This is a genomic window from Kribbella sp. NPDC000426 (genome assembly GCF_040300265.1).
Classification (GTDB): domain Bacteria; phylum Actinomycetota; class Actinomycetes; order Propionibacteriales; family Kribbellaceae; genus Kribbella.
The window spans coordinates 27,183-51,997 of the sequence record NZ_JBEPDK010000012.1 but is presented as its reverse complement, the minus strand read 5'-3'; the positions used below and the strand labels follow the sequence as shown (position 1 = coordinate 51,997).

Sequence of the window (24,815 nt, the reverse complement as noted above, 5' to 3'; positions counted from 1 at the left end):
CCTTATCGGAGGCCGCCATGGAAGACGTCCGACTCCGTCCGGCAACGATCGCCGACGGCGACTTCCTGTACGACCTGCACCGCCGCGCGCTGGGCGATGTCATCGAGGCGACGTGGGGTCCGTGGGACGACGCCGTACAACGGCGGTTCCACAAGGCGTGGTTCAAGCCGGAGACGATCGAGATCGTCCTGGTCGGCGGGCAGCGGTCCGGCATGCTCCAGGCGGCGCCGGCCGACGCCACCACGTTCTATGTCTCGCGGATCGAGCTCGCGCCCGAGGTCCAGGGCCGCGGCGTGGGTACGACGTTGTTGCGGCTGCTCGTCGAGCGCGCACAGCAAGCGGGATCGTCGGCCGTGGAGTTGCATGTGCTCGAGCTCAACCGGGCGCGTGAACTCTACGAGCGGCTCGGGTTCGAGGTCGTTGCCGAGGAGCCCCCGAAGATCCGGATGCGCCTCACCTTGTGATTCAGTGCACTATGCATTTGACGCTCGCCACGTCGTACGACGCCTCTCCGGAGGAAGTGTTCGCGATGATCACCGACATCACGTTCCAGGAACAGGTGTTCGAGCGGCTGCGGGTGCAGTCGTACGACGTCGTGGTGGGCGACGCCGACGGCGACCTGCGGATGCGGTGCCACTGGCAGACGCAGGCGTTCGACGTACCGGTGGTTGCCCGGCGGTTCGTCGGGAACACGTTGGAGCTGGCGCAGGTGAAGGTGTGGCACCGGCCCGATGTCAACGGCGCGCGCGAGGCCGACGTCGACGGCGAGGTCACCGGCGTACCGGTGAAGGTGACCGGCACGAGCCGCATCGTGCCGGAGGGGCGGGGGACCACCCAGGCGTTCGACCTGCAGGTGACCGCCTCGGTCCCGATGGTTGGCAAAGGCATCGAGCAGGTCGTGTCCGACGCCGTCCGCGTCCGCTTGGAAAAGAAGTTCGAGGTCGCCCGTGCCTGGCTGTCCGGCTCGCTCTGAACTCGGCCGAGTCGCTATTCGCGCCAGCCGGTGAGGTCGACGGACTTGGCGGTGTCGACGCGGAATGCGAGTTTGATCGCGGTTTCCTTGCCGGCGGGCAGGTCGAGTTTCCAGGTGATCACGCCGAGGTCGGTGGTTTCGGCCGGCTCGGGTTCGGCGCTGAGGGGCTTGACGGTGATCTCGTGGTCGCGTGCCACCGGCAGCTGGTCGAGGACCGTGATGTGGGCGTTGCGCGGCGTGTGGTTCTCGATCTTGGTCTCGTACTCGACCTGACGACGGCGCGTCGATCCGAGCGTGGCCTTGCTCGCTTCCCGGCGTACCAGCTTGCGCTCGACGCGGATGCGGTCGTCGAGGCCGAGCGCGAGCTCGACGTCCTCACCGGGCGCCCACAGCGGCAGGGCGGCCGAGCCGACGAACTCGGCTTCGTGGAAGACCGAGGCCTTGCCGGCGGGGAGTGTGTGCGCGGACGAGTTCACCACGGTGGCGCGCAGGTGTACGTCGGTCGACCGCACCGGGGCCGTGATGTAGTCCAGCTCGGCGTCGAGGTCGATCGAGGAGATCGTCGCGCGGTGCGTCGCTCCGTCGGCGGGCACGGCGACAGGCCGGGGCGGGGTGTAGCTCGCGGCGGTCATGCCCTGCTCCACGGTCGCCTCGACGGCATCGAACGCCGCCTGCTCGGCGAAATGCGCGGACGCTCTGCGGGACTGGAGCCTCTCTCGCCCGCCGGCCACTTGCATCCCCAGCGAGGCGTCGGAGCCGGGTGCCATCGGTGCAGCCACCGGCATCGGCGGGTGGAAGCGATCGAGGTACCACGGGTCGAGCTCGGGGACCTTCGCGGTGACGGTGGGCCGTGCCGTCGACAGGGTCAGGTCGCACTCCGGCCAGTCCTCGTCGCTGTGCTGCGTGATCAGGCCGTACCAGTTCAGCGTGAGGCGGTCGCCGGTGAGGCGGACGTCGTACGAGCTGGTCCAGTTGGCGGCCGGTACGACGTACGACAGCTCGATCTCCACCTCGGCCTCGGTCTCCAGCGCGAGCGCGATCGCCGCCGTCCGCCGGTCAGGCGTGCGCTGCTGCACGATCGCGGCCAGCCGACGGTCCGCGGCAGCAAGACGCTTCTCCGCCTCGCGACGTTGCGCGGCGAGCTCCCGCCGCGTCGCCCGTACGGCGGACAACCGGTCGGTCAGCGAGTCCGTGAACCCGCCCAACTCGGCGCCCGCCTCGCCGGACGCCAGCGTGCGGGCGAAGCTGTTGCCTGCCCGGCGGGCCAACTGTGCGAGGAACGTGTCGAGCTGCGCCTGCACGTCATCGGCGTCGACGAGCTGCGTGACCTCGTCCTGTGCGTCGAGCCGGGCCTGCTCCAAGGCCGCGACAGTCTCGTCCGGCGCCTGCGGGTGGTGCTGGATCGCCACGTCCACGCCGAGCACGGTCGCGGGTCCGCGGCCGGCGACGCGGACCGAGTCCTCTTCCAGGGACAGCGGCAGCGGTTCGACGTACACGGTCTGGTCCCCGGCGGGCACGGTGATCCGTCCGCGTCGCGTCACTCGAGCGCGACCCGGATAGACAGTGACTGCAACGATCGGCGCATCCACCACGAGTTGGTCCATGCCTCCGACAGTAGCTGCCGGGTGGGACTACTTTCTCCGTCTCACGGGCCACGCGACATCGTCGATCGCCAGCCACGGAGCAGCGGCGATGACGGAGGGCGTCGTACCGGCGAACGCGCCGACCTCGCGGTGGAGGTGGGACTGGTCGACGTACCCGCTCTCGGCGGCAACGGTGGCGATCGCTTCGCCCGCCGCCAGGAGGTGTGCGGCATGGTCGAAGCGAACCAGTTGGGCGGCTCGCTTGGGGGTGATTCCGAGCTGGGAGCGGAAGCGCGCCCAGAGACGTTTGCGGCTCCAGCCGATCTCGTCCGCCAGGCCGTCGACCCGCAGGCGCCCTTGGCTGGCGAGCGTTCGCTGCCAGGTGTGCGCGACCTCCGCGTCGACCGGCGTGTCCAGTCGTCGGCCGAGGACCTGCACCACGATCGCGAACCGTTCGTCCCAGGACGCAGCACCGCGCAGCCTGTCCTCGAAGCGCTCCGCTCCGCGACCCCAGACGTCGGCGAACGATGCCACCGTCCCGGTGAGCTCCGCGGACGGGCCGAAGGCGCGAGCCGCCTCGACGGGCGACAACCGGACCTGCAGACATTCGCCCAGCGTCCCGGCCGCATGTACCTCGCCGGGAAGAAGCCCGACGAACGCGCTGCCCTTCTCGCGCCGGCCGTTCGCGTCGTAGACGATGCCCTCGTCCCCGCTCAGGTCGATGATCAGCGTGACCGACGGATGCGCCACCATCGCGATGTCGACGAACGCCGGCGCCCGATGCCGGAACCCGGCCATGCGCACACCGGGCAGCGCACCTGGAGCGCGTGGTACGGCGATCTCCACCTGCGCCCAGTCAGGCGGCGCCACGGTCAAGCGCATATGTCGATGCTAGGCCGTGAACTCCAGAACGAGCGCTGCCGTGCGCTCGGGAGCTTCGAGGGGAGTCACGTGCCCGATCCCCGGCAGCATCTCGATCCGCGCGTCCCGTACGACGGCGTACTCCTTGGCCGATGCCGGATCCCAGCGCGGGTCGGCGGCGCCGAAGACGACCAGGAGCGGTACGTCGAGCTGTGCGAGCCGCTCGGGGACGCCGCGCTCGCTGATGTATTCGCCGTTGCACCGCAGTACGTCGACGAAGTCGCGGTACGGCAGACCCCGAACGTCGGCGATCAGCTCGTCCGGGAGGTCCACGGGGACGGCGCACGTCGCGTTGATGCCCTTGCGGATCAGCTTGTCCGAGCGCAGCGCCCAGGTGAGCCGGCCGAGCGGTGGCCCGGACAGCGCGCGGATGATCGCGCGCTGCGGGAGGAGCGCCTCCATTCTCGGACCGGTGCTGAGCAGAACGAGCGACGTCACCAGGTCGGGGCGTTGCTCCGCGAGCGAGGTGGTGACGTAGCCGCCGCTCGAATGTCCGACCACGGTCAGCGGCCCGAGGTCGAGCGCATCGATCATCGTTGCCACCCGGGCCGCCTGTGCCGGGATGTCGTACGACGTGACCGGGTCCGAGTGCCCCAAGCCGGGCAGGTCGATCGCGACGACATGGTGGCGCTCGGCAAGGGCCGGGATCATCGGCGCCCAGCAGGCACCGGACGCGCCGGAGCCGTGGATCAGCAGCAGCGGAGCCGCCTGCCGCGAGCCGCTGTGGACTACGTGCACCCCCTGCGAGTGCTCGACGGAGTTCTCACTCATGTCGATCACAATGCCCGTTCAGCGCCTTGTCGGTCTTGTACAAATGTCCGTACTCTGCGAAGGCGGCTAAGGAGAATCCAATGAACCAAGGCTTGCTGAACTCGTTGACCGATGCCGAGCGTCTGCTGGTCGCGGAGACCGAGCGGGACGCGTTGAAGGGCCTCGACGAGGACGAACTGCTGGACCTGCATCAGCGGATCCGGCGCGCGCGGACGAAGTACGTGAAGAACTACCGGCGGGCGGCGAGCGCGGCGGTGGCCGACGTCGGCGGCCGCGGGATGTCGTACCCGCGGAACCAGCGGGACCGCGACAAGGCCGAGCTGTTCGAATCCGTGCTGGCGAAAGTCAGCCGTGAAGTCGCCGTGGTCGCCAACCGCGCGTCGATGCAGCTGCGCACCGAGCGACTCGAGGCGGCGCGGGCAGCCAAGGCCGCGGCACCGGCCACGCGAGCGGCCGACGGGTCCACGTCAGAGCCGGCCAGCAGGCCGCGGACGGCGAAGAAGACCACCGGTGGTCTGAAGAAGGACGCCTCGACGCGGGCCATGGGCGCGCGCCGGCAGGCGAAGCGCGACTCACGCTGAAGCTCACCCGAATCGGGGGATCACAATGCGCCTGCTACCGGGGTCTGCTGGTCCGGTGCGTCGACGGAGGTTCGCGAAGACACTGGTGATCGGCGCTGCGCTGGTCACGGTCGGTCTTGCGTACACGGTGCTGGTGCCGCGCAGCGCGACGGGTGCGGACAGCCCTCAGTCCGACCAGATCGAGGCCGGTCGGAAGCTGTTCGCGGTCGGCTGCTCGAGCTGCCACGGCCTGCACGCCGAGGGCGGCACCGACGGTACGGGCCGGATCGCCGGGCCGTCGCTGATCGGCGTCGGCGCGGCTGCGGTCGACTTCCAGGTCAGCACCGGACGGATGCCGGCCGCCCAGACCAAGGCGCAGATCCCGCAGAAGCCGCCGGTCTACACCGAGGAGGAGATCGCCCAGCTCGCGGCGTACGTCGCCTCGCTGGCTCCCGGTCCCGCGATCCCGGCCTCCGACGAGTACGACGTGAGCAAGGTGACGCAGGCCGACATCGTTCGCGGCGGCGAGCTGTTCCGGACCAACTGCACCGCCTGCCACAACTTCGCCGGCCGCGGCGGAGCCCTCCCGAACGGCCGCTACGCGCCGTCACTGATGGGGACGACGCCGCGCAACATCTACCAGGCGATGCTGACCGGACCGCAGGAGATGCCGGTCTTCTCCGACCACGTCCTGCTCCCCGAGGACAAGCGCGCGATCATCGCCTACATCGTCGCCCTGCAGCAGGCCGACGACCCGGGTGGCCTCGGCCTCGGCCGGCTCGGACCGGTCTCCGAGGGCCTGTGGGGATGGTTCGTCGGTATCGGTCTGCTCGTCGTGGTCGCGGTCTGGATCGGGGCGAAGGTACCCCGGATCCGCCGCCGCAACTGACGCTCAACCCCTGCCGCAATCGACCCGAACCGGTTAGTCTCGTTTTCCGAAGCATGTACGAGGAGTGGGGACCAACGATTCGGACATAGCACGCCCGCCCAGGGGAGGGGTGACGCGCGTGACGAGCCCGGGGCTCGATCGTGAGCGCGAGGCATTCCGGCAGTCGGCGGACGGCAAGACTCCGCGGCCGCCACTCACACTTGTGACGCGCGAGCGCCTGCATTCGGCGCTCGATCTGGGCATCGGTTCGCCGCTGACCATGGTGATCGCCCCGGCCGGCACCGGGAAGACGGTGCTGCTGTCGGACTGGGTGACCCGCCGGCGACGTACCGGCGAACCGGTGGTGTGGGTGCCCGGGCAGTCGCCCGGTTCGTTGCAGGGCTTCCTCGAGCGGGTGGACGGTGCCGAAGGCACCCAGATGCTGGACCCCATCGTCGTCGACGACGCACATCTGTTGCCCGCCCCAACGGTCACCGCGCTGGCCCGCGTCCTGCAGGAGGCGCCGCACGCCCTCCGGCTGTTGCTCGCCACCCGGTACGACCTGCCGTTGCCGATCTCGGAGCTCGAGGTCCGGGGGATGGCGCTGACGTTGCGCTCGCGGGACCTGCGGTTCAACGACGCCGAGGCGACCGAACTCGTGCAGGCGCACGCTGAGCACGCGACCGCGGACGACATCTCGCTGGTCCAGGAGAAGACAGCCGGCTGGGCCGCTGCGCTCGTCCTCGCTGCCCGGACGCTGCAGGCGTCCGGTGATGTCGTGTGGCCGCTCGCCAACCAGCGGCCGGTGCTCGACCTGCTGCTCGGCGAAACGCTCAACACGCTCGACGAGCGGGTGCTGGCGATGCTGCTGAGCACGTTCGCGGCGAGTTCGCTGACGGGTCAGCTGGCCGCCGTACTGAGCGGGGACAGCGAGGCCGGCTCGATGCTCGAGGATCTCGCGGGCAGCGGTCTCCTGGTCACGGCGTACGCCGACGAGACGGTCGGTGATCGCGGGAGCAACCCGCTCTACCGCTACCACCCGCTGCTGGTCGAGCTGCTTCGGCGGCGGATGGCGACCAACGCCGAGGACCGCCAGCTGGTCGTCACCGCGCAACACCGTTCGGCGCTGTACTACGAGAGCCACGGCGACAGCGAGGCCGCGCTGCGCTGCGCCTTGGAGGCCGACGACGTCGAGTTGGTCGAGCGGATCCTGCTCGGTCACGGACCGGCGCTGCTCGCTGCGGGCGAGGCCGAGCTGGTCGAGGCAGCTTTCGATGCGCTGCCATCCGGGTACGTCGATCAGCATCCACACCTCTTCGGTGTCCGCGGGCTGCTGCGTCGAGTCACCGGTGACGTGGCGGGCGCCGTACAGGATGCCGCCGCGGCCGACGCGGCGGCGACTGAATCGACCCCGGAGGTACAGGCGGACGCAGTGCTGCTGCGGTTGTGGGAGTCGCGCTACGGCTGGCATGACGTGCATGTGGCGATCGAACGGGCGAGGTCGTTGCTGACTCGCGCCGTACTCGGGCCAGAGCGGCTGGCGTGGTTGCTGATCGAGCTTGCGGCGGCGGAGACGTGGGCCGACGAGCTGGATGCGGCGCTGAGCCATCTGGACGAGGCCGTTGTGACCGCCCGGATGGCAGGCCATCACCAGCTCATCGCAGGTGGTCTCGCTCACCGGGCGGTTGTTCAGCACGTGCGCGGCCAGGCTCAGAGCGCGGCCCGGTCTGCGCAGGCGGCGATCGACGCCGGTGGAGAGCGCGGACTTCCCCCGGAGTACGCCGTCCGCGCGCAAGTCGTGCTGGGCTTCGCAGCGGTGAGCGAGCTGGAGCTGGACACCGCGTGCGACTACCTGCAGCAGGTCGCAGTCGCCGATGTGGCCGGATCCGACACGGTGGTCGCCGGCCTGCGCGCGATGTTGCGTGCGGTCCTCCTCGTCGAGCAAGGCCGTCTGGGTGAAGCCCTCACCGAGCTGACCAGTGATCCGGTGGCCGCAGGCCCGTTGCCGACGTACCTCTCGCGCGACCTGGCGTTGCTGCGGTCGTGGCTGGCGACGTTGCTCGGCGACAAGACCACCGTCGACGCCCAGCTCACGGTGCTGGAGCGCACCGGCAACGCGACCGAGGCCGAGCTGATCCGGGCCATGACCTCGATGATCCAGGAAGACGTCCCGACCGCCTTGAAGCTGATCGACGCCGGCCTCGAACGCCCGGACATCTACCCACCGCTGGCCTCGGCCGCCGCCTCGTTCCGGACCGTACTGCTGGACCGCTCCGGCGACGATCCCGCTGCCGAAGCCGCGCTGGTCGACACCCTCAACCGGGTCACGCCGCAACGAATGCTGCACGTGCTCACCTCGGCCGGCGACGAACCCGCGTTCCTGGATCGCTTGCGCAGGCACGTCACGGGTCCGAACCCGCACCCGTTCGCGGCCGCCGCGCTCGAGAAACTGTCCGACTACCAGGCCGGATGGATGCAGGCCGGCGGGATGACCCCGCTGGGGCGGACCAGGCCGGACGCGAACGTCCCGCCGCCACGCCGGCTCGAGGCCGTCGTGAACGGCGCCCGGATCCGGCTGACTGCGCGGGAGGCCGAAGTACTCGACCAGCTCGCACTCGGCAGCTCGTACGCCGAGGTCGCGCAGGCCCTGTTCATCACCGAGAACACGGTCAAGACCCACCTGATTTCGCTCTACCGCAAGCTCGGCGTGGACAAGCGGTCCGCCGCCCTGCGCACCGCCCGCACCGTCGGGCTGCTGTAGCCGTGGATCACCTGGAGCGGGTGAATTCCCGGCCCGGCGGGGTCCTGGGACGGCTGGCAGGCAAGGTCACCGAACGGGTCGTCGAAACCGTTCAACCGGACGTGGTGCTGTCCCATGTCGACGTCGACGCCCTGGTCGATCGCGTCGACCTCAACCGCGCCCTGGCCAGGGTCGACCTCAACCAGCTGCTGGAACGCGTCGACCTCGACCAGCTCCTGGAACATGTCGACCTCAACGTGGTCCTGGATCGCATCGACGTCGATCGACTCATCGACCGCATCGACGTCGATCGTTTGCTCGAACGCGTCGACGTCCAGAGCCTGGTCCGGCGGTCCGGCCTGCCGCAGATCGTCGTCGAGAGCCAGACCCGGCTGGCAGGCTCGCTCCTCGACCTGGTCCGGCGGCAACTCGCCGGCCTCGACGCCATCCTCAACCGTGGCGTCACCCGCCTCCTGCGCCGCGTGCCCGCTCCGCGGCCCCGAACAGTCACAGGGGAGTACGCCGGCATCGTGAGCCGAGCCACCGCCACTGGCCTCGACGTCCTGATTATCGCGACGACGTACACGCTCGGCCTGGCCGGGGTGAACCTGCTGACCACCTCGTTCTGGGGCGTCGAAGTACGCCATGCGCTGCCGGCGACGATCGCGCTCGCGGTCTTCGCGTTCAGCTACGCGTTCGGGTTCCTGGCGGTCGCCGGCCGCACCCCGGGCCAAGGCATCATCGGCCTCCGGGTCGTGCGCGCCGGCGGCGGCGCGATCCGCCCGGGACAGGCCCTGCGGTGGGTCCTCGCCTTCCCGTTGAGCGTCCTGCCGGCCGGACTGGGGTTCGTGCCGATCGTGTTCCAGCGGGAGCACCGTGCGCTGCACGACCTGATCGCGGGCACCGCCGTGGTCTACGACTGGGGCGACCGGCCGGCCGAGCTGCCCGGCCCGCTGTCGGCCTTCCTCGCCCGGCACGAAGACGAGGGTTCACCCTAATCGGAGGAGGCCGGCGGCAGGCTCGGTTGATGGTATGAGGCGTCCGGCGCGGCACAGGGACGCGCCTGCCATCGAGGAGTTTCGCATGACCCATCTGGTGGTTCTCGGTCTTGACAGTCGTGAGGACGCCGAGCGCGTCATGGCACTGACCGACGATCTCTCGAAGCAGCAACTGCTGCAGCGGGAGGACGCGGCCTACGCCTACAAGGACGCCAAGGGCAAGGTCCGTATCCATCAGTCCGTCAACCTGACCGGGGCCGGCGCCGCGAGCGGCGCCCTGTGGGGAACGCTGATCGGACTGATCTTCCTCAACCCGCTCGCCGGCTTCGCGGTCGGCGCGGCCTCCGGAGCGGTGGCCGGCAAACTCACCGACATCGGGATCAGCGACGACCTGATCAAACAGGTCGGGCAGGAGCTCCAGGACGGCCACGCCGCGGTGTTCCTGCTGGCCCGGTCGGCCACGGTCGACCGCGTCGTCGACGCGCTCAAACCGTTCAGCCCGACGATCATCCAGACGAACCTGAGCAAGGAGCGCGAGGAAGAACTCGTCCAAGCCCTGCAGAGCTGATCCCGGGCTGATCCGGTCACCGACCGCGGTACTGAGGAGGGTTTCGTGAACACGACTCCACGCGACTTCGATCCGATTCCTTCGACCCGGTACCAGGTGCGGGTCGCCGTGGTCTCGCTCAAACAGGCCGCGGACGAGGCGGATGCGCTCGCCGTACCCGTCGCCGCGGGCGTCGAACCCCCGGAGGAACTCGGGACCGACCTCGCCGGTCTCGAGTCGGCCGGCTTCAGCGGCAAGCGAGGTCAAACGCTGGTTCTGCCGCGCGCCGACGGTCCGGTCCGCGTCGCCGTCGGGATCGGCGAACCCGGCGAGACCGACGCGACCCTGGTCCGCGACCTGGCCGCCGAGTTCGCGCGCGCCGTCCCGTGGCACCGCAAGCTCGCCATCGAGGTGGCGTCCGAGAGCTTCGGGGTATCCGTCGCGGACTTTGCGCAGGCCGTGACCGAAGGCGTCCTGCTGGCCCGCTGGCGGTACTTCGTCGGCCGCGACGCCGAGCAACCCACACTGGAATCGCTGCTGATCGTTGCCTCCGAGGACGACACCGCGGCGGCCGAGATCGGCGCCGAACGCGGCCGGACCGTCGCAGCCGCCTGCGGTCTCGGCCGCGACCTGGCGAACTGCCCGGCGACGACGCTCTCCGCCGTACGGATGGCCGAGGTCGCGGTCGAGGTCGGTGGGGCGTCAGGCCTGGAGGTCGAGGTCTTCGACAAGGATCAGCTGATCGCGATGGGGTGCGGCGGGCTCCTCGGCGTCAACCGGGGCAGCGTCGAGCCGCCCCGGATGGTCAGGTTGCGCTATCAGCCCGCCGACCCGACGGGCCGGATCGCCTTGATCGGCAAGGGAATCATGTACGACTCCGGCGGCATCAGCCTCAAGCCGAGCGACGAGTCGCACGCCCAGATGAAGAACGACATGACCGGCGCGGCCGCCGTCCTCGCCGCGATGACGGCACTACGCGACCTCGGCTGTACGGCGGCCGTCACCGGCTACCTGATGTGCACCGACAACATGCCGTCCGGGTCGGCGATGAAGCTCGGCGACGTGCTGACGATGCGCAACGGCACCACGGTCGAGGTGCTCAACACCGACGCGGAAGGGCGTCTGGTGATGGCGGACGCGCTGGCGCTGGCGACCGAGGAACCCGTCGACGCGATCGTCGACATCGCGACGCTGACCGGCGCCTGCCTGCGGACGTTCGGCGTCGAGATCGCGGGGGTGATGGGCAACAACTCCGCCGTCGTCGAGCAGCTGCGGCACGCGGGCGACGCGGTCGACGAGCCGGTGTGGGAGCTGCCGCTGCATCGGTCGTACCGGTCCCAGCTCGACTCGACGATCGCGGACATGACGAACATGGGCGGGATCAACGCGGGCTCGATCACCGCCGGCCTGTTCCTCGAGGAGTTCGTCGACGGCCATCCCTGGGCCCACGTCGACATCGCCGGTACGGCGCAGTCGCCGGCGCCGCGGACGTGGCGGAACAAGGGCGCGACCGGCTTCGGTACCAAGCTGCTGATCGAGTTCGCACTGAGGTTCGCCGCACCGACGGGCGGAGCCGCATGAACGCGAAGGCGGTCCCGGCCGACAAGCCGGTCAAGAAGGGCGGGATGCAGCGCGTCCTCGACGGCATCGAGCGGGTCGGCAACAAGGTCCCGCACCCGGCGCTGATCTTCCTCGGGCTGATCGTGCTCGTGATCGCCCTGTCGGCGATCCTGTCCGCGGCCGGGACGAGTGTGACCACCGAGGTCGCCGAGCCGGCCACGGCCCAGGTCGCGCCCGAGTACGAGGGCGGCACGAGTGTCGCCGGCAACGATGCACCGCCCGCGCCGGCGATCCCGGACTACAGCGTCAAGCACGAGACCATCACCGCCGAGAGCCTGCTGACCGGCGACGGCATCCGGTTCATCTTCACGACCGCGGTGCAGAACTTCAACGACTTCGGCGTGGTCGCGGTGATCCTGGTCGCGATGATCGGGGTCGGCGTGGCCGAGGAAGCGGGGCTGATCGCCGCGCTGATCCGGAAGATGGTGAAAGTCGCGCCCAAGGGGGCGATCACGTTCATCATCGTGCTGCTCGGCGGTATCTCGAGCGTCGCGTCGGACGCGGGCTACCTGGTCCTGATACCGCTCGGCGCGGCGGCGTTCGCCTCGCTCGGGCGGCATCCGCTGGCCGGTATCGCGGCGGCGTACGCCGGGGTCAGCGCCGCGTTCTTCGTGAACATCCTGATCACTCCGGCCGACGGCATCATCACCGAGGTCACCAACGAGACGATCAAGCTGGTCTCTCCGGACGTCCACCTGAACGTCACGCAAAACCTCTACTTCAGCATCGCCGCGACCTTGTTCTGCGCCGCGGTGATGACGGTCATCACCGAGCGCCTCCTGGAGCCGCGGCTGGGCAAGTACGACCCGGCCGAGGCGCCGTCCGACGCGCCGGTCGACCACCAGCCGACCGAGGAGGAGATGAAGCTGGAGTCCCGCGGGCTGCGCTGGTCGGTCTACTACCTGCTCGTCGCGGTCGCGATCGTGTCGGCGCTGACGTTCATCCCGAACGCTCCGCTGCGCAACCCGGAGACCGGCGAGATCTTCGGGTCGTCGCCGTTCATGAGCAGCCTGCTGTTCATCATCTCGATGCTGTTCCTGGCGGCGGGTCTGGGCTACGGGCGCGGCGCGAAGTCGCTGACCGGCAGCACGAACGTGATCAACGCGATCGTGAAGACGTTCAACGGGCTCGGCGGCCTGATCTTCCTGATGCTGCTGATCGCGCAGTTCATTGCCTACTTCAACTACTCGAACATGTCGAGGTTGGCCGCGACCGGCCTGGCCGACCTGCTCGAGCGCGCGGACATCGGGGCGTTGCCGCTGCTGATCGGCTTCATCCTGCTGGTCTTCGTGATCGACCTGATCATGCCCGGTGTGATCCCGAAGTGGGCGATCCTGGCGCCGATCTTCATCCCGTTGTTCTACCGGCTCGGCATCGCGCCGCAGACCGTGATCGCGGCGTACCGGGTCGGGGACGGGCCGGCGAACGTGATCACCCCGCTGATGGTGTACCTGCCGTTCATCGTGCTGGTCTGCCAGCGGTACCGGAAGAAGGCCGGTATGGGCACGGTGGTGTCGATGATGCTGCCCTACACCGGGATCGTGCTGGTCACCTGGACGCTGTTCTACATCCTCTGGTACGTGCTCGGGATTCCGTGGGGCCCGTCCGCTCCGGTCCACCTCGGCTAGGCAGCCGGGAGACGCGATGGATGACGGCACGCTCAGCCTGATCATCCTCGGAGCGGCCGTCGTCCTGTTCGTCTGGAACAAGCTGCCCGTCGATGTCGTCGCGGTGCTCGTCGCCCTGTCCTTGTGGGCGACGGGCGTGCTCGGCTTCACCGAGGTCCTCGCGGGCTTCGGCGACCCGGTGGTGATCTTCATCGCCACGCTGTTCGTGGTCAGCGAGGGCGTCGACTCGACCGGTGTGACGGCGTGGGCCGGCCAGACCATCGTCCGGTACGCCGGAACCACGCGCACCCGGCTGTTGATCGCGGTCACCGCGTTGTGTGCGGTGTTGTCCGCCCTCATCACGCTCAACGGCTCCGTCGCGGCGCTGCTCCCGCTCGTGGTCATGCTCGCGATCCGGATCGGGCAGCCGCCGTCGCAGATGCTGATGCCGCTCACGTTCGCGGGCAGCGCGGGAGCGTTGCTGATGCTGACCGGTACGCCGGTGAACATCATCGTGTCGGAGGCGGCGAGCGACGCGGGTGCGGGTCCGTTCCCGTTCTTCTCGTTCGCGATCGTCGGCGTGCCGCTGGTGATCGGCACGATCGCCATCTCGGTGCTGCTGGGTCCGAAACTGTTGCCGTCCAGCCGGCCCGCGCAGCAGGCCACGGACTTCGCCGTACATGCCAGGACGCTGGACGTGCACTACGCGTTGCGCGACGGCTTCTACCGTCTGCGGGTCCGTGACCTGTCGCCGTTCCTCGGGCAGAGCGTGCGAGAGCTCGACCTGACGGAGTACCCCGGGGTGGTGATCGTCGGCGTCCAGGACGGGCAGGGGCAGAACCGGACGGACGCGGCGATCGACGCGGGCGACGTGCTGGTGGTGACCGGGCCGTCGGAGTACGTCAGCAATCTGGTTGTCGACAATCTGCTCGCGGTCAGCATGACACCTGTCGACGATCTGCTGACCCGCGACTCCGGCGTGGTCGAGGCGGTGATCCCGCCGCGGTCGGCGCTCGTCGGCGAGACGGTGTTCCCCGGGATGCACCGCGGTCACGACCTGGTGATCATCGCCGTCCAGCGGATGGGCAAGGACCGAGGCAACCGGCACACCCAACTGGCCGAGGGCGACGCGCTGCTGGTGCACGGCCCGTGGGAGACCCTCGAGGAGCTCAGCCGGGACCGGGACATCCTGCTCGTCGACTCGCCGGAGCTGGTCCGGCGGCAGGCTGTGCCGTGGGGGCCGAAGGCATCACTGGCCGTTGCGATCCTCGGCGCGATGGTCGTGCTGCTCGCGACCGGTGCGGTGCCGCCGGCGATGGCGGGGCTGCTGGCGGCGACGGCGATGGTGCTGACGCGGGTGGTCGGCCCGAGTCAGGCGTACCGGGCGATCTCCTGGCAGATCGTGATCCTGATCGGTTCGCTGATCCCGTTGTCCGGCGCGATCCAGGCCAGCGGGGGAGCGGACCGGATCGCCGACCTGATCATCGACGCGGTCGGGCCCGGCCGGCCGTATTTGTTGCTGCTGGCACTCTTCGTGGTCACGGCCGCGCTCGGGCAGATGGTCAGCAATACGGCGACGGTGCTGATCGTGGCGCCGATCGCGGTCGCGGCGGCCGAAGGCACCGGCACGAACGTCAAACCGGTGCTGATGCTGATCGCGGTCGCGGGCGCCGCCTCGTTGCTCACCCCGATCTCGACACCCGCGAACATGATGATCATGAGTCCGGCGGGCTACCGGTTCGGGGACTACTGGAAGCTCGGTCTGGTCGTGATGGCGTGGTGGTTGCTGACGGCAATCGTCATCGTCCCGCTGGTCTGGTCGTTCTGAGGTGCCGGCCGGCCGGTACATCTCGACGGGCGGACTGCCCGCTGCGTCGGTCGTCGACGAGCTGGTGCGTTCGACGTACGAGAAGTACCGCGGCGTCGGCGACGGAGCGGTGTCCGAGGTGTACCCGGCATTGGCGCGGGTCGATCCGGACACGTTCGGGGTGTGTGTCGCGGCGACGAACGGGAGGCTGTTCGAGGCGGGTGACGCGCGCCGGCCGTTCACGATCATGAGCGTCGCGAAGCCGTTCGTGTTCGCGCTGATGTGCCAGGCGGCCGGTCTGGAGGCGATCCGCGAACTGGTCGGGGTGAACGCGACCGGGCTGCCCTTCAACTCCGTGCAGGCGGTTGAACGATCGCCGGCCGGGCGGACCAACCCGATGGTGAATCCGGGGGCGATCGCGACCACCAGCCTGACGCCGGGCGATTCGCTGGAGCATCGGTGGCAGTTCATCATGGACGGACTGTCCCGGTTTGCCGGTCGTGCCCTCGAGTTGGACGAAGAGGTGTTGGAGTCGGCGCTGGCGACGAACCACCGCAACCGTGCGCTTGCGGCCCTGCTGCAGAGTGTGGGCGGACTGGCGGGTGATGCTGCCGAGGCAACCGAGCTCTATACCCGGCAGAGTTGCTTGAGTGTCGCGGCGACGGACCTGGCGGTGATGGGTGCGACGCTGGCGGACGGCGGGGTCTGTCCGCTGACGCAGGAGCGGGTGGTTGACGCCGACGTCGCTCGGGTGACGTTGGTGGTGATGGCGATCGCGGGCCTGTACGAGACCTCGGGCGACTGGCTGCTCGACGTCGGCGTACCGGGGAAGAGCGGGATCGGCGGCGGCATCGTCACGGTCTCGCCCGGCAAAGGTGCGTTGGGCACGTTCGCGCCACGGCTCGACCAGGCAGGCAACAGTGTGCAGGGCCAGCTCGCCGCACAGTTCCTGGCTAGACAACTTGGCCTGGATCTGCTCGCCTCCCAGCCCGTCCCACCCGCCTCCTCCTAGGGCGCGGCGAGGGTGAGGGTGGTGGTGTTCGAGGCGCCGGCCCGTACGTAGGTCAGTTCGACGGTGTCGCCGACCTTGCGGGTCAGCGTGGCGACCACGATCTGCTCGCTGCTGACGGCCTGCTGGCCGTCGACCTTGGTGATCACGTCGCCGGCCTTGAGCCCGGCTGCGACCGCCGGCCCGGTCGCCGCGAGGACGAAGAGACCGCTCGGCGCACCCGACGCCTCAGCAAGCGCGGGAGGGATCTCCTGGACCTGCAGCCCGGTGGTCGGGTGCCCGGGTTTCCCGGTGCGGATCAGTTCGTCGGCGATCGGGCTCGCGAGGTCGATCGGGATCGCGAAGCCGAGACCGACACTTCCGCCGCCGCTGACCCCGGACGCGTTCGGAACGGTGGCGATCGCGGCGTTCACTCCGACCAGCTTCCCGGCGCAGTCGACCAGCGCACCACCGCTGTTGCCGGGGTTGATCGCAGCGTCGGTCTGAATGGCGCCGATCAAGTGGTGCGTCACCGAGTCACCCGGCACCGGCACATAGCGATCGAGCGCGCTGACGATCCCGGACGTCACCGTGCTCGCCAGCCCGAGCGGCGCACCCAGCGCCACCACTGGTTGGCCGACCTGCAGATCCGCGGACGAGCCGACCCCGATGACCGGATACCCCTTCGCCTCGTCAGCGGCCTTCAGTACGGCGAGATCGGTGCTCGGGTCGCGCCCGACGATCGTCGCCGCGGAGCTGTGGCCGTCGCTGTACTGGACGGAGATCGCGCCGCCCGCGGTGGCCGGTGAGATGACGTGGTCGTTGGTGAGGATGTAACCGCCGTCCCGGAACACCTGCCCCGACCCGGTGCCGGCTGCGGCGCCGCTGCTCGCCGAGATCGTGACGATCGACGGCAGGACCTGATTCGCGACCGGGATCGCCGCACACATCGCCGGACCGGTCTGGCCGCCGGCTGATGACGCGTTGGCAGTGTCTCCGTTGTCGCCGCTGAGGCGGACGCTGACGATGATCAGCGTGACGACCAGCGCGGCCACGATCACGGCCTCCGCGATGGCGGTGATCAGGAGCCGGCTCGGGCCGCGCTTCACCGCGGGCTCTTGTGGTCCGCCGTCGGGCTCGGACATGCCTACCTCCCGTGCCGAGAATAGGTACGGCCGGGATCCGCGACGTCACCCGATCCGGGCGACTCTGCGTCGGTGGCGCGGTCGAAGTACAGGTAGACGACGGCGGCCGCGACGAGCGGCATGGCCACGGCGAACAGCAGCGACGACACCACGTTGATCAGCCTCGGCTGCAGGTCGGTCGCGAGCAGCAGGACGATCCCGGCGATCGGTCCGATCGACAGGCCGAGTCCGACGATGATCGCGAGCGGCCCGGCGGTTCGCCACCATCGGCCCTTGACCAGGAGCCGGCTGCGTTTCAGCGCTGCACTCGCCGAGACCTCCTCGGCCATCACCGCGGGTATCGCGAAGGCCCGGCTGGCTGCGTAGTAGATGGCCAGCGGGATCGTCGCCACGATGACCGTCAGTACGGCGATCACCACGAAGTACCGCACGGACACCGCGGCCAGCGGCCGGGCCCGTGCTCGCACGTCACGCCAGGTGAGCGCGGTCGTCACCGGGTCGCCCCGGTCGAGTCGGTCGAGCGTCGACGTGACCGCGGCCAGCAGGGCGACGTACGTCGCGGCGGTGAGGACCGTGATCGCCAGAGCGAGCAGGGATGCCCAGAAGCCGGTCGCGTTCTCGGTCGGCGCGCCGAGATCGGTCGGCGAATCGCGCCGCGCCGCCTGCAGCTCCGCAAGCAGGAGCGTGGCAAGCCCCAGTACGACGAACGTCGCGGCGAACGCTCCGAACAGCCCCGGGCGTTGCCGGAACAGCTGCAGCGCCGATACCACCGTCTGCCCCCACGCCCGCCGTCTCCGGGCGGGCAACGGCGCTGAGTCACTCCAGCGGGTCCGGCTCGCGGCGAACCAGATCAATGCGACCAGCGCAACCAGGATCAGCACGAGCAACCAGATCCGGTCGAGGGTCTCGCGGAGCAGGTTCGAACCGGTGCCGACCGCCGCGCAGAAGACGCTGGTGCCGCTCGGCCCGAGCACCCTGCCGGCGGGCACGACCGTACTGTCGTCCCGCCAGGTCGCCCCTGCATCCTGGATCGGCCGTACCCAGGAAGCCTTCTGATTAGGCCCGGTCGGTCCGTCGAAGAACGACCGCTGCCGTTCACCCCAGCGCCCCTCGAACGCCAGCCAGGGGTACTCCTTCAGGTAGTCCGCACGCGCCATCGGCACATAGGCGACCTGCGGCCTGAGCTCGGCCGCCGGCCTGGTCGTGTCGTCGCAACCGAGACCTTCCGAGCCGCGACCGAGGTACAGACGCTGTCCGTACTTGTTGGCATGCGAACCCGCCGCCGGGTAGACGACGGGATGCGTGCCGTCGACGATCTCGAGCTTCGAGTCACCCCACCGCGCCCGCTCCGCGCCGCCGTGCTGGCTGAACCCGATCGCCGTCGGTTTCGTGGCCAGCGCGGCCTCCGGCGTCGCCGCCTCGAAGACGAGCTGGACCGACTCCCAGTCGCCCTCGTGCGTGTTGTTGTAGTCGTTGAAGATGTAGAAGAACCAATACTCCAGCGACAGCTTCCCCGGGTACGCCGGATCGCCGGTGACGTGCGCGTAGACGGTGGCCGGATGCGTGCTGTTGATGTGCGCAGACCACTCGGCGTAGTCGCACCCGGGGCGCAACGGATCGCCGGGGAAGTCGAGGAAATGGCCCGGGTACCCGCGGCCGAGGTCCGTGCCCTCCGGCTGGGTCTTGACCAGGTCGGGCGGTCGCCACGGCCCGCGCAGCGCAACCTGCTGATCACCGAGTACGGCGTTCACGTCGGTCGGCTGGAACTGCTCGCCGTCGTCGCAGTTCGTGCCGAGCTTCTGCAGTCGTACGACGGGGGCGTAGCGGTCGGCCAGTGCCTGTGCCGCCGTGTCCTCTGGCGAGACCGCTGCCGCGGCGGGTTGGGCCAGTCCAACAATCAAGGCACCGAGCAGGGCGCCGGCCAGGGCGAACGCCAGCGTCCCGCGTACCGTCATGCGACCAGGGTGGGCGCCCACCGTTCCCGGCCGGGTCACCCGTTCCAGGTGAACCGCCGCCACAGCGCGATCGTCACGAGCCCGACGACAACCGGCACGAGCTGGATGGCGACCCGCCAGACGAGCAGTCCCGCGACGAGGTCGGTCGCCTCGACGGCACTGTGGTCGGACACGAACGCCGCGTAGGTCGCATCCAGTACGCCCGCTCCCATCAGCGGCAGCCCGGTCAGCGGATAGACCACCATGAAGCTGCAGAACATGAGAAGGACCGTCGGCCCGTCCAGTTTCACCCCCACGAACGCCATGCACAGGACGAGTACGCCCGCCTCGACGCCCACCAGCAGCAGCTGGCTGAGAATCGCGAGCCACCCGCGCTCCTGCATCCGCCCCGCGCTGTGCGACTGGAACGACACGAGCCGCTCCTCCCACACGTCCGGGCCTGGACTCGATGGCCGTACGCGCTGGATCACCCGTCCGAGCAGCCGCCCGATCGTCGCCGCCGTACGCTCGGCCCGCAGCGCGTAGAACAGGCCGACGAGCAGGACGACGGCCGCCACGCCGAAGACCAGCGCCGCCCAGCCGAACGGCGCGTAGAAGTCCCGCGTCGCCCAGAAGATCACGAAGCCCATCACCGGCGCGGCCAGACGGGCGATGTAGAAGATCGTCGTACTGAGCGTCAGGCCCGACGCGGCGTCGGTGCTCTCGATGTTCCACGAGCGCAGCATGGCGAGTCGCAGTACGACGTCACCGGGCGACGGCGCGATCGTGGCGACGGAGGCCGCTGCGACATCGCTGATCATCGACTTCAGGTAGCTGAGACCGGCGATCAGCAACGCGAGCGGAGCGGCCAGGACCGCACGCCGGATCAGGATCGCGACCAGCAGGACCGCGATCTGCCAGGCACTCAGATGGGTGAGGGCGTAGCCGACCTCGCTCCAGTCGATGCCGCGCAGCAGCCGCAGCAGGAGCCAGGCCACCACGGCGATGACGACGAGCCGGGCCAGCTGCACAACGGGTCTGGGAATCCGCCGCCGAGCGGCCCGAGGAGTTGGCATCTCCGGTGGAGCAGACTCGGCCACGCCTCCAAGCCTGCGGATCGCCGGCTCGACCACCATCCCCCGATCCGGGGGAGCCGAGTTGCCTGCGACAGCCGCAGAGTCCTAAGTGACGGCCGTGAAAGGGGCGTCCTATGGGCCACTACGTCATCCGGGTGAAGGGAACCTTGTCGCGCGACCTGACCGACGCGTTCCCGTCGATGACCGCTGATACCGAGCCCCCGCAGACCGTCTTGCACGGGTACCTCGACGACCAGGCGGCGCTGGCCGGCATCCTGAACCACCTGGACATGCTCGGCATCAGCATCGTCGAAGTTCTGCAGGTCCCGCCGCCGGCGAACGGGCACTGAGACCGTGTGGCCCGTCGTCGGCGCGGTTCTGCCGCAGGCGATGGCCATTGCGCTGAGCCCGGTGCCGATGATCTGCATCGTGCTCGTCCTGCTGTCGGATCGGCCGGTCCGCGCCGGGGTGTGCTTCGCGGCCGGATGGGTCGGCGCGCTGGTGATCGCCGTCGGGCTGGTCGCGTGGTTGACGGACGCGGTCGCGGAAGGGCATGAGGATTCAACGCGCGACGGCGTCGACGTACTGCAGCTGGCGGTCGGCGTGCTGTTCGGCGTCCTCGCCGTTCGGTACTGGCGCAAGCGCCCCGAGCCCGGGACGACTCCGCCGCGGCCGGCGATCGTCGAGCGGATGGCGACGCTGTCCGCGGCGGGGCTCGTGCTCGCCGGGGCCGCGGCGGCGCTGGCGAACCTGAAGAATCTTCCGCTCGTGCTGAGCGCGGGCAGCCTGCTGGGCGGTGCCGGCCTCGGTACGTCGCAGACGATCGCGGCGGTGGCGGTCTTCGTGGTTGTGGCCTCGGCGACGGTCCTCGGCCCGCTGGTGGCCGTCGTACTGGTCGGGCCGGAACGGTCGGCGCGGAGCCTCAGGTCGGTCGAGACGTGGTTGCTGGCGAACCTGAACACGATCACGGTCGTTCTGCTGACGGTCCTGTCCGCCGTTCTCGTCGGCAAGGGCCTCGACCTGTTCCGGTGAGGCGCGGCGCGCCGTTGGGAGGTTTCGGCGGGGCCCCGGTGGGAGACTGCGGGAGGGGGTTGGTCGCGAGGAGCGTGAAGCAATGGGCCTGGCCGATGCAGTCACCGCAATTCCCCTGGCAGCGAGCGCCGATGTCAATGCGCCCTGGAACGCGCACGACACCCGGGTGCTGATCGTCGCCGTGATCGGGATCGGCATCATCGTCACGCTGATCGTGGCGTTCAAGGTGCACGCGTTCCTGTCGCTGACGATCGGCGCCTTGTTCGTCGGGCTGGCCTCCGGGATCGGCGCCGGCGACGTCACGAAGTCCTACGAGAACGGCGTCGGCAGCGTCCTGGGGTACGTCGGTGTGCTGATCGCGCTCGGCGCCATGGTCGGGAAGCTGCTCGCGGACTCCGGCGGCGCCGATCAGGTCGTGGACACGCTGTTGCGCGGGAAACGGTCCGTGCTCCCGTGGAAGATGGCGCTGATCGCCGCGATCATCGGCATCCCGATGTTCTTCGAGATCGGGTTGGTGCTGCTGGTTCCTGTCGTCGTGCTGGCGATCCGTCGGACCGGCGCGCGGGCGATGCTGCTCGGCATCCCGGCGCTCGCGGGGCTGTCGGTGCTGCACGGGTTCATCCCGCCGCACCCGGGTCCGCTGGCCGCGATCGGCGTACTGCACGGGAACGTCGGCATCACGCTCGCGCTGGGGCTGCTGGTGGCGATCCCGGCGGTTGTGATCGCGGGTCCGCTGTTCGGGCAGCTGGCTGCTCGCTGGGTTCCGATCGGGGCGGCCGGCGCTGCGCTGGAGGTCTCGGGCGGCGCGCACGAGGGCGAGTCGGGTGGATCGCCGTCGGGTCCGGTCGGAGTCGAGGTTGCTACGGAGCAGGCTCAGCGCACGAAGACGCCGACCTTCACCTGGACGATCGTGACCGTGCTGAGCCCCGTCGTACTGATGCTGCTCAAGGCCGCGTCGGACGTGTGGATGAGCAAGGACAACGCGCTCTATCCGGTGCTGCAGTTCATCGGTGATCCGGTGTTCGCCCTGCTGTTCGCCGTACTGCTGGCGATGTACACGTTCGGTACGTCGATCGGCTTCGGCATCCCCGAGCTGAGCCGGAAGATCGGCACGAGCCTGATGCCGATCTCCGGGGTGATGCTGATCGTCGGCGCCGGCGGCGGGTTCAAGCAGGTCCTGGTCGACGGCGGGACGGGTACGGCGATCGCGAAGATCGCGATCGCCGCGAACCTGTCCGCGCTCATGCTCGGCTGGATCGTCGCCGTACTGATCCGGCTGGCCACCGGTTCCGCGACGGTCGCCACCGTGACGGCCGCCGGCATCGTCGCGCCGCTGGCCGTCGGCGAGAACTCCACGCACATCGCGCTCGTCATCCTCGCCATCGGCGCCGGCTCGCTGTTCTTCTCGCACGTCAACGACGCCGGCTTCTGGCTCGTCAAGGAGTACTTCGGCATGACGGTTGGCGAAACCATCAAAACCTGGTCGGTGATGGAGACGCTGATCTCGGTGATCGGCCTCGCCATGACCTTGCTCTTGTCGGCCTTCCTCTAGGCGCTGAGCCTTTGATGGGCTCGCCTGGCGGTCGGGCGTGGACTTGGACCGTTGGGGGCACCTGCACGTCTCGGGGATGAGGGTCGCGCGGTCTGCACAATCGGCCGGTCAGCCCGGTTTGTGGGGTATACCGCCAGGCGAACACCTCCACCCTAGAACCGCACGGACCGGCAAGTGCCGATTTCCGGCGACTTGACCGCTAACCGGACAAGACCACTCCGAAATCAGCTCACCGGGCGGGCCCGGCCGAGCGTGGACGGGGTGAGCGTCGGGTGCGCACGCAGGTAGGCGATGAAACCCTCGTGGTCCCGGTCGTTGCGGTACGGGTCGGTGAAACCGGCGAAGACCTGGGTGCCGTCGCCGCCGATCAGTGTGTAGGCGAGCGCGGCGACGCGATAGTTGCGGGCAAGATCGATGGGCTCGCCATCAATCAGGACCGCGGCAGGATCGACGCGCGAACCGATCGGCTTCGTCGTGTCGTAGGTGTAGGACACGTTGTGCGAGACCGCGAACGGCGCGAACTTCTCGGTCCCGTTGGCCTGCGCCACCCACTGCGCCTCGAAGGCAGCGTGCAGCTGCGTGCCGGGCAGCGTCACGGTGAGCACGGGATTGCCGTAGCCGAACGCGTTCCAGGCCTCGCCGAACAGAACGGTGCCGTCGGCATCGGCCGGATTCGTGCCCTTGGCAACCAAGAGGTCGCCGGTCAGCGCGTTCGACCCCGACACCGGCTTGACCGAGATCAGCGCCAGGTCGGCCCGTCCGTCGCGGTGCTGGTTCGCGTCCCAGTACGCGAAGTCGGCGGCCAGGTTGCCCATCGTCGACTCGCCCGACGCGTTCGGCGTACGGGTGAAGTCGCCGGTGACCTTGGCCAGCGGGGTGGCGTAGCGCTTCGCACCCGTCGCGGTCCAGTAGTCGGCGATGTACTGCAGCTCCTCGTCGACCGGCACATCGCGGGTGTTGGCGTGGTTGGTCGACGTGGTGAGCTCACGGATCACCTCACCGGTCCGCGGGTCGAGCTTAAGGTTGATCTCGTTGATCAGCGACCCGTGGTTGCCGGCCTCGACGACCGGACGCAGTACGCCGTTCGGATCCGGGACCATCATGTTGAACCGGCAGTGCCAGTGCCCGGTGACGATCGCGGCGATGTCCGGCGAGGCCTGCGCCGCGAGCTGGAAGACGGGGCCCGACGGGTTCGTCCCCGCGTTGTAGTCGTTGCCGGCCACACCGCCGTCGTGGATGTTGATCACGATCGCGTTGACACCGCGCTTCTTCAGCTGCGCGGCCAGCTTGTTGGCCTGCCCGACGTCGGACAGCGCGCGCAGGTCGGGCTGGTACGACGTGGACCCGGTCGGGGTGTCCATCACGGTCAGGTGGATGAACGCGATCGGCAGCTTCCGCCCGCGTCCCGCGTCCACCCACTCGATGTTGTACGGCGGGACGATGGTCCGGCCGGTGTCGGCGTGCACGATGTTGGCGGTGTAGAAGCGGAAGTTCGCGCCGCGGAACCGGTGACCGGTCGAGTCGACGAAGTTGTCGTCGCGCCCGTTCACCGGGTACGGCGCACCGTGCTCCATGTGGTCGACGAGGAACTTGACCGATTGGTCCAGCTCGTGATTGCCGACCGTGCTGAACTGCAGTCCCAGGGCGTTGAGCGCCTCGACAGTCGGCTCGTTGGCGTGTGCGTCGATCTCGAACGGCCAGCCGGAGAAGTTGTCCCCGGAGGAGAAGAAGAGCGAGTTCTGCCGGCCCTCGCGCAGCTGCTTGAGGTGCGTCGCCATGTACCCGACGCCGCCGACGGTCACCTGGACGCCGCCGGCGCCGGTGATCACGCTGCCCTGGCTCGGCGTGGTCGGCTGCAGGTATCCGTGCAGATCGGTGATGTTGAGCAGCTGCACGTCGACGTACCCGGCGGCTGCGGCGTCGTCGAGGGCGTGCGGGCTGGCGTAGGCGAGGTCGCCGACCGCTGCGGCGGTGGCGACGGCTCCGGTGGTGGTGAGGAACGTCCGGCGGCGGATCCGTCTGTTCACTGCGAACCTACTTCCTGGGCTTCATGGGGGAGGGTCGCGCGTTTGTGCGCATTATTGCCTCTTTCC

21 protein-coding genes are annotated in these 24,815 nt (G+C 69.3%); 14 read left to right on the top strand and 7 right to left on the bottom strand.

Features of this window, described 5'->3' with window-relative positions; translation table 11 throughout:
- Nucleotides 1-17: 17 nt before the first annotated feature.
- Both ABT313_RS42505 and ABT313_RS42500 read left to right on the top strand, forming a co-directional pair.
- The gene (locus ABT313_RS42505; RefSeq protein WP_350866426.1) at nucleotides 18-464 is read left to right on the top strand and encodes a GNAT family N-acetyltransferase; all 447 of its coding nucleotides are present in this window, start codon (nucleotides 18-20) and stop codon (nucleotides 462-464) included.
- A gap of 11 nt (nucleotides 465-475) precedes the next feature.
- On the top strand, nucleotides 476-973 hold the full coding sequence (locus ABT313_RS42500) for a DUF2505 domain-containing protein (protein ID WP_350866425.1): 498 nt from the start codon (nucleotides 476-478) through the stop codon (nucleotides 971-973).
- 14 nt (nucleotides 974-987) lie between these two features.
- On the opposite strand, the gene ABT313_RS42495 is transcribed toward ABT313_RS42500, so the two are convergent.
- From ABT313_RS42495 to ABT313_RS42485, 3 genes are read right to left on the bottom strand one after another with little or no spacing between them, the layout of a single operon-like run.
- The gene (locus ABT313_RS42495) at nucleotides 988-2,577 is read right to left on the bottom strand and encodes a DUF4139 domain-containing protein (RefSeq protein WP_350866423.1); all 1,590 of its coding nucleotides are present in this window, start codon (nucleotides 2,575-2,577) and stop codon (nucleotides 988-990) included.
- A 27-nt stretch (nucleotides 2,578-2,604) separates the two neighbouring features.
- Entirely contained in the window at nucleotides 2,605-3,438 is an 834-nt protein-coding gene (locus tag ABT313_RS42490) for a helix-turn-helix domain-containing protein (protein WP_350866421.1), read from the bottom strand.
- Nucleotides 3,439-3,447: 9 nt separating this feature from the next.
- The gene (locus tag ABT313_RS42485) at nucleotides 3,448-4,248 is read right to left on the bottom strand and encodes an alpha/beta fold hydrolase (protein ID WP_350866419.1); all 801 of its coding nucleotides are present in this window, start codon (nucleotides 4,246-4,248) and stop codon (nucleotides 3,448-3,450) included.
- Between the two features lie 80 nt (nucleotides 4,249-4,328).
- Here ABT313_RS42485 and ABT313_RS42480 point away from each other — a divergent pair, with 80 nt between their 5' ends.
- The 9 genes from ABT313_RS42480 to glsA all read left to right on the top strand — a co-directional run bounded on the left by ABT313_RS42480 (nucleotide 4,329) and on the right by glsA (nucleotide 16,007).
- Nucleotides 4,329-4,829 (top strand): hypothetical protein, encoded by a 501-nt coding sequence (locus ABT313_RS42480; RefSeq protein ID WP_350866417.1) that lies wholly within the window; start codon nucleotides 4,329-4,331, stop codon nucleotides 4,827-4,829.
- Between the two features lie 25 nt (nucleotides 4,830-4,854).
- On the top strand, nucleotides 4,855-5,697 hold the full coding sequence (gene qcrC, locus ABT313_RS42475) for a cytochrome bc1 complex diheme cytochrome c subunit (RefSeq protein WP_350866415.1): 843 nt from the start codon (nucleotides 4,855-4,857) through the stop codon (nucleotides 5,695-5,697).
- 118 nt (nucleotides 5,698-5,815) lie between these two features.
- The gene (locus ABT313_RS42470; RefSeq protein ID WP_350866413.1) at nucleotides 5,816-8,437 is read left to right on the top strand and encodes a LuxR C-terminal-related transcriptional regulator; all 2,622 of its coding nucleotides are present in this window, start codon (nucleotides 5,816-5,818) and stop codon (nucleotides 8,435-8,437) included.
- A 2-nt stretch (nucleotides 8,438-8,439) separates the two neighbouring features.
- Nucleotides 8,440-9,414, top strand: a complete 975-nt coding sequence (locus tag ABT313_RS42465; RefSeq protein ID WP_350866411.1) for an RDD family protein — start codon at nucleotides 8,440-8,442, stop codon at nucleotides 9,412-9,414.
- A gap of 85 nt (nucleotides 9,415-9,499) precedes the next feature.
- The gene (locus ABT313_RS42460) at nucleotides 9,500-9,982 is read left to right on the top strand and encodes a DUF1269 domain-containing protein (protein ID WP_350866409.1); all 483 of its coding nucleotides are present in this window, start codon (nucleotides 9,500-9,502) and stop codon (nucleotides 9,980-9,982) included.
- A gap of 45 nt (nucleotides 9,983-10,027) precedes the next feature.
- Nucleotides 10,028-11,542, top strand: a complete 1,515-nt coding sequence (locus ABT313_RS42455; protein ID WP_350866407.1) for a leucyl aminopeptidase family protein — start codon at nucleotides 10,028-10,030, stop codon at nucleotides 11,540-11,542.
- Nucleotides 11,539-13,209 (top strand): AbgT family transporter, encoded by a 1,671-nt coding sequence (locus ABT313_RS42450; RefSeq protein WP_350866406.1) that lies wholly within the window; start codon nucleotides 11,539-11,541, stop codon nucleotides 13,207-13,209. Before ABT313_RS42455 ends, ABT313_RS42450 begins: the two co-directional genes overlap by 4 nt.
- 16 nt (nucleotides 13,210-13,225) lie before the next feature.
- On the top strand, nucleotides 13,226-15,016 hold the full coding sequence (locus ABT313_RS42445) for an SLC13 family permease (protein WP_350866404.1): 1,791 nt from the start codon (nucleotides 13,226-13,228) through the stop codon (nucleotides 15,014-15,016).
- 1 nt (nucleotide 15,017) lies between these two features.
- Nucleotides 15,018-16,007: a glutaminase A gene (gene glsA / locus ABT313_RS42440; protein ID WP_350866402.1), complete on the top strand. Its 990-nt coding sequence runs from the start codon at nucleotides 15,018-15,020 to the stop codon at nucleotides 16,005-16,007.
- Here the strand turns inward: glsA and ABT313_RS42435 are convergent.
- Genes ABT313_RS42435 through ABT313_RS42425 form a run of 3 tightly spaced genes read right to left on the bottom strand, consistent with a single transcriptional unit; the run spans nucleotide 16,004 to nucleotide 20,162 of the window.
- Nucleotides 16,004-17,128, bottom strand: a complete 1,125-nt coding sequence (locus ABT313_RS42435) for a S1C family serine protease (RefSeq protein WP_350866401.1) — start codon at nucleotides 17,126-17,128, stop codon at nucleotides 16,004-16,006. The two genes, glsA and ABT313_RS42435, sit on opposite strands and share 4 nt — an antisense overlap.
- A 2-nt stretch (nucleotides 17,129-17,130) precedes the next feature.
- Nucleotides 17,131-19,083 (bottom strand): hypothetical protein, encoded by a 1,953-nt coding sequence (locus tag ABT313_RS42430; RefSeq protein WP_350866399.1) that lies wholly within the window; start codon nucleotides 19,081-19,083, stop codon nucleotides 17,131-17,133.
- Between the two features lie 35 nt (nucleotides 19,084-19,118).
- Nucleotides 19,119-20,162 carry a lysylphosphatidylglycerol synthase domain-containing protein gene (locus ABT313_RS42425; protein WP_350866397.1) on the bottom strand — a complete coding sequence of 348 codons (1,044 nt, stop codon included), beginning with the start codon at nucleotides 20,160-20,162 and terminating at the stop codon, nucleotides 19,119-19,121.
- Between the two features lie 110 nt (nucleotides 20,163-20,272).
- Between ABT313_RS42425 and ABT313_RS42420 the strand changes: the two genes are divergently transcribed.
- From ABT313_RS42420 to ABT313_RS42410, 3 genes are all read left to right on the top strand, one after another.
- The gene (locus ABT313_RS42420) at nucleotides 20,273-20,488 is read left to right on the top strand and encodes a DUF8691 family protein (RefSeq protein WP_130447591.1); all 216 of its coding nucleotides are present in this window, start codon (nucleotides 20,273-20,275) and stop codon (nucleotides 20,486-20,488) included.
- Between the two features lie 4 nt (nucleotides 20,489-20,492).
- Nucleotides 20,493-21,170 carry a GAP family protein gene (locus ABT313_RS42415; protein WP_350866396.1) on the top strand — a complete coding sequence of 226 codons (678 nt, stop codon included), beginning with the start codon at nucleotides 20,493-20,495 and terminating at the stop codon, nucleotides 21,168-21,170.
- Nucleotides 21,171-21,252: 82 nt separating this feature from the next.
- Nucleotides 21,253-22,722 (top strand): GntT/GntP/DsdX family permease, encoded by a 1,470-nt coding sequence (locus ABT313_RS42410; protein WP_350866394.1) that lies wholly within the window; start codon nucleotides 21,253-21,255, stop codon nucleotides 22,720-22,722.
- Between the two features lie 224 nt (nucleotides 22,723-22,946).
- Here the strand turns inward: ABT313_RS42410 and ABT313_RS42405 are convergent, their stop codons facing one another.
- Nucleotides 22,947-24,749, bottom strand: coding sequence for a bifunctional metallophosphatase/5'-nucleotidase (locus ABT313_RS42405; protein WP_350866392.1), 1,803 nt, complete (start codon nucleotides 24,747-24,749; stop codon nucleotides 22,947-22,949).
- Between the last annotated feature and the right edge of the window lie 66 nt (nucleotides 24,750-24,815).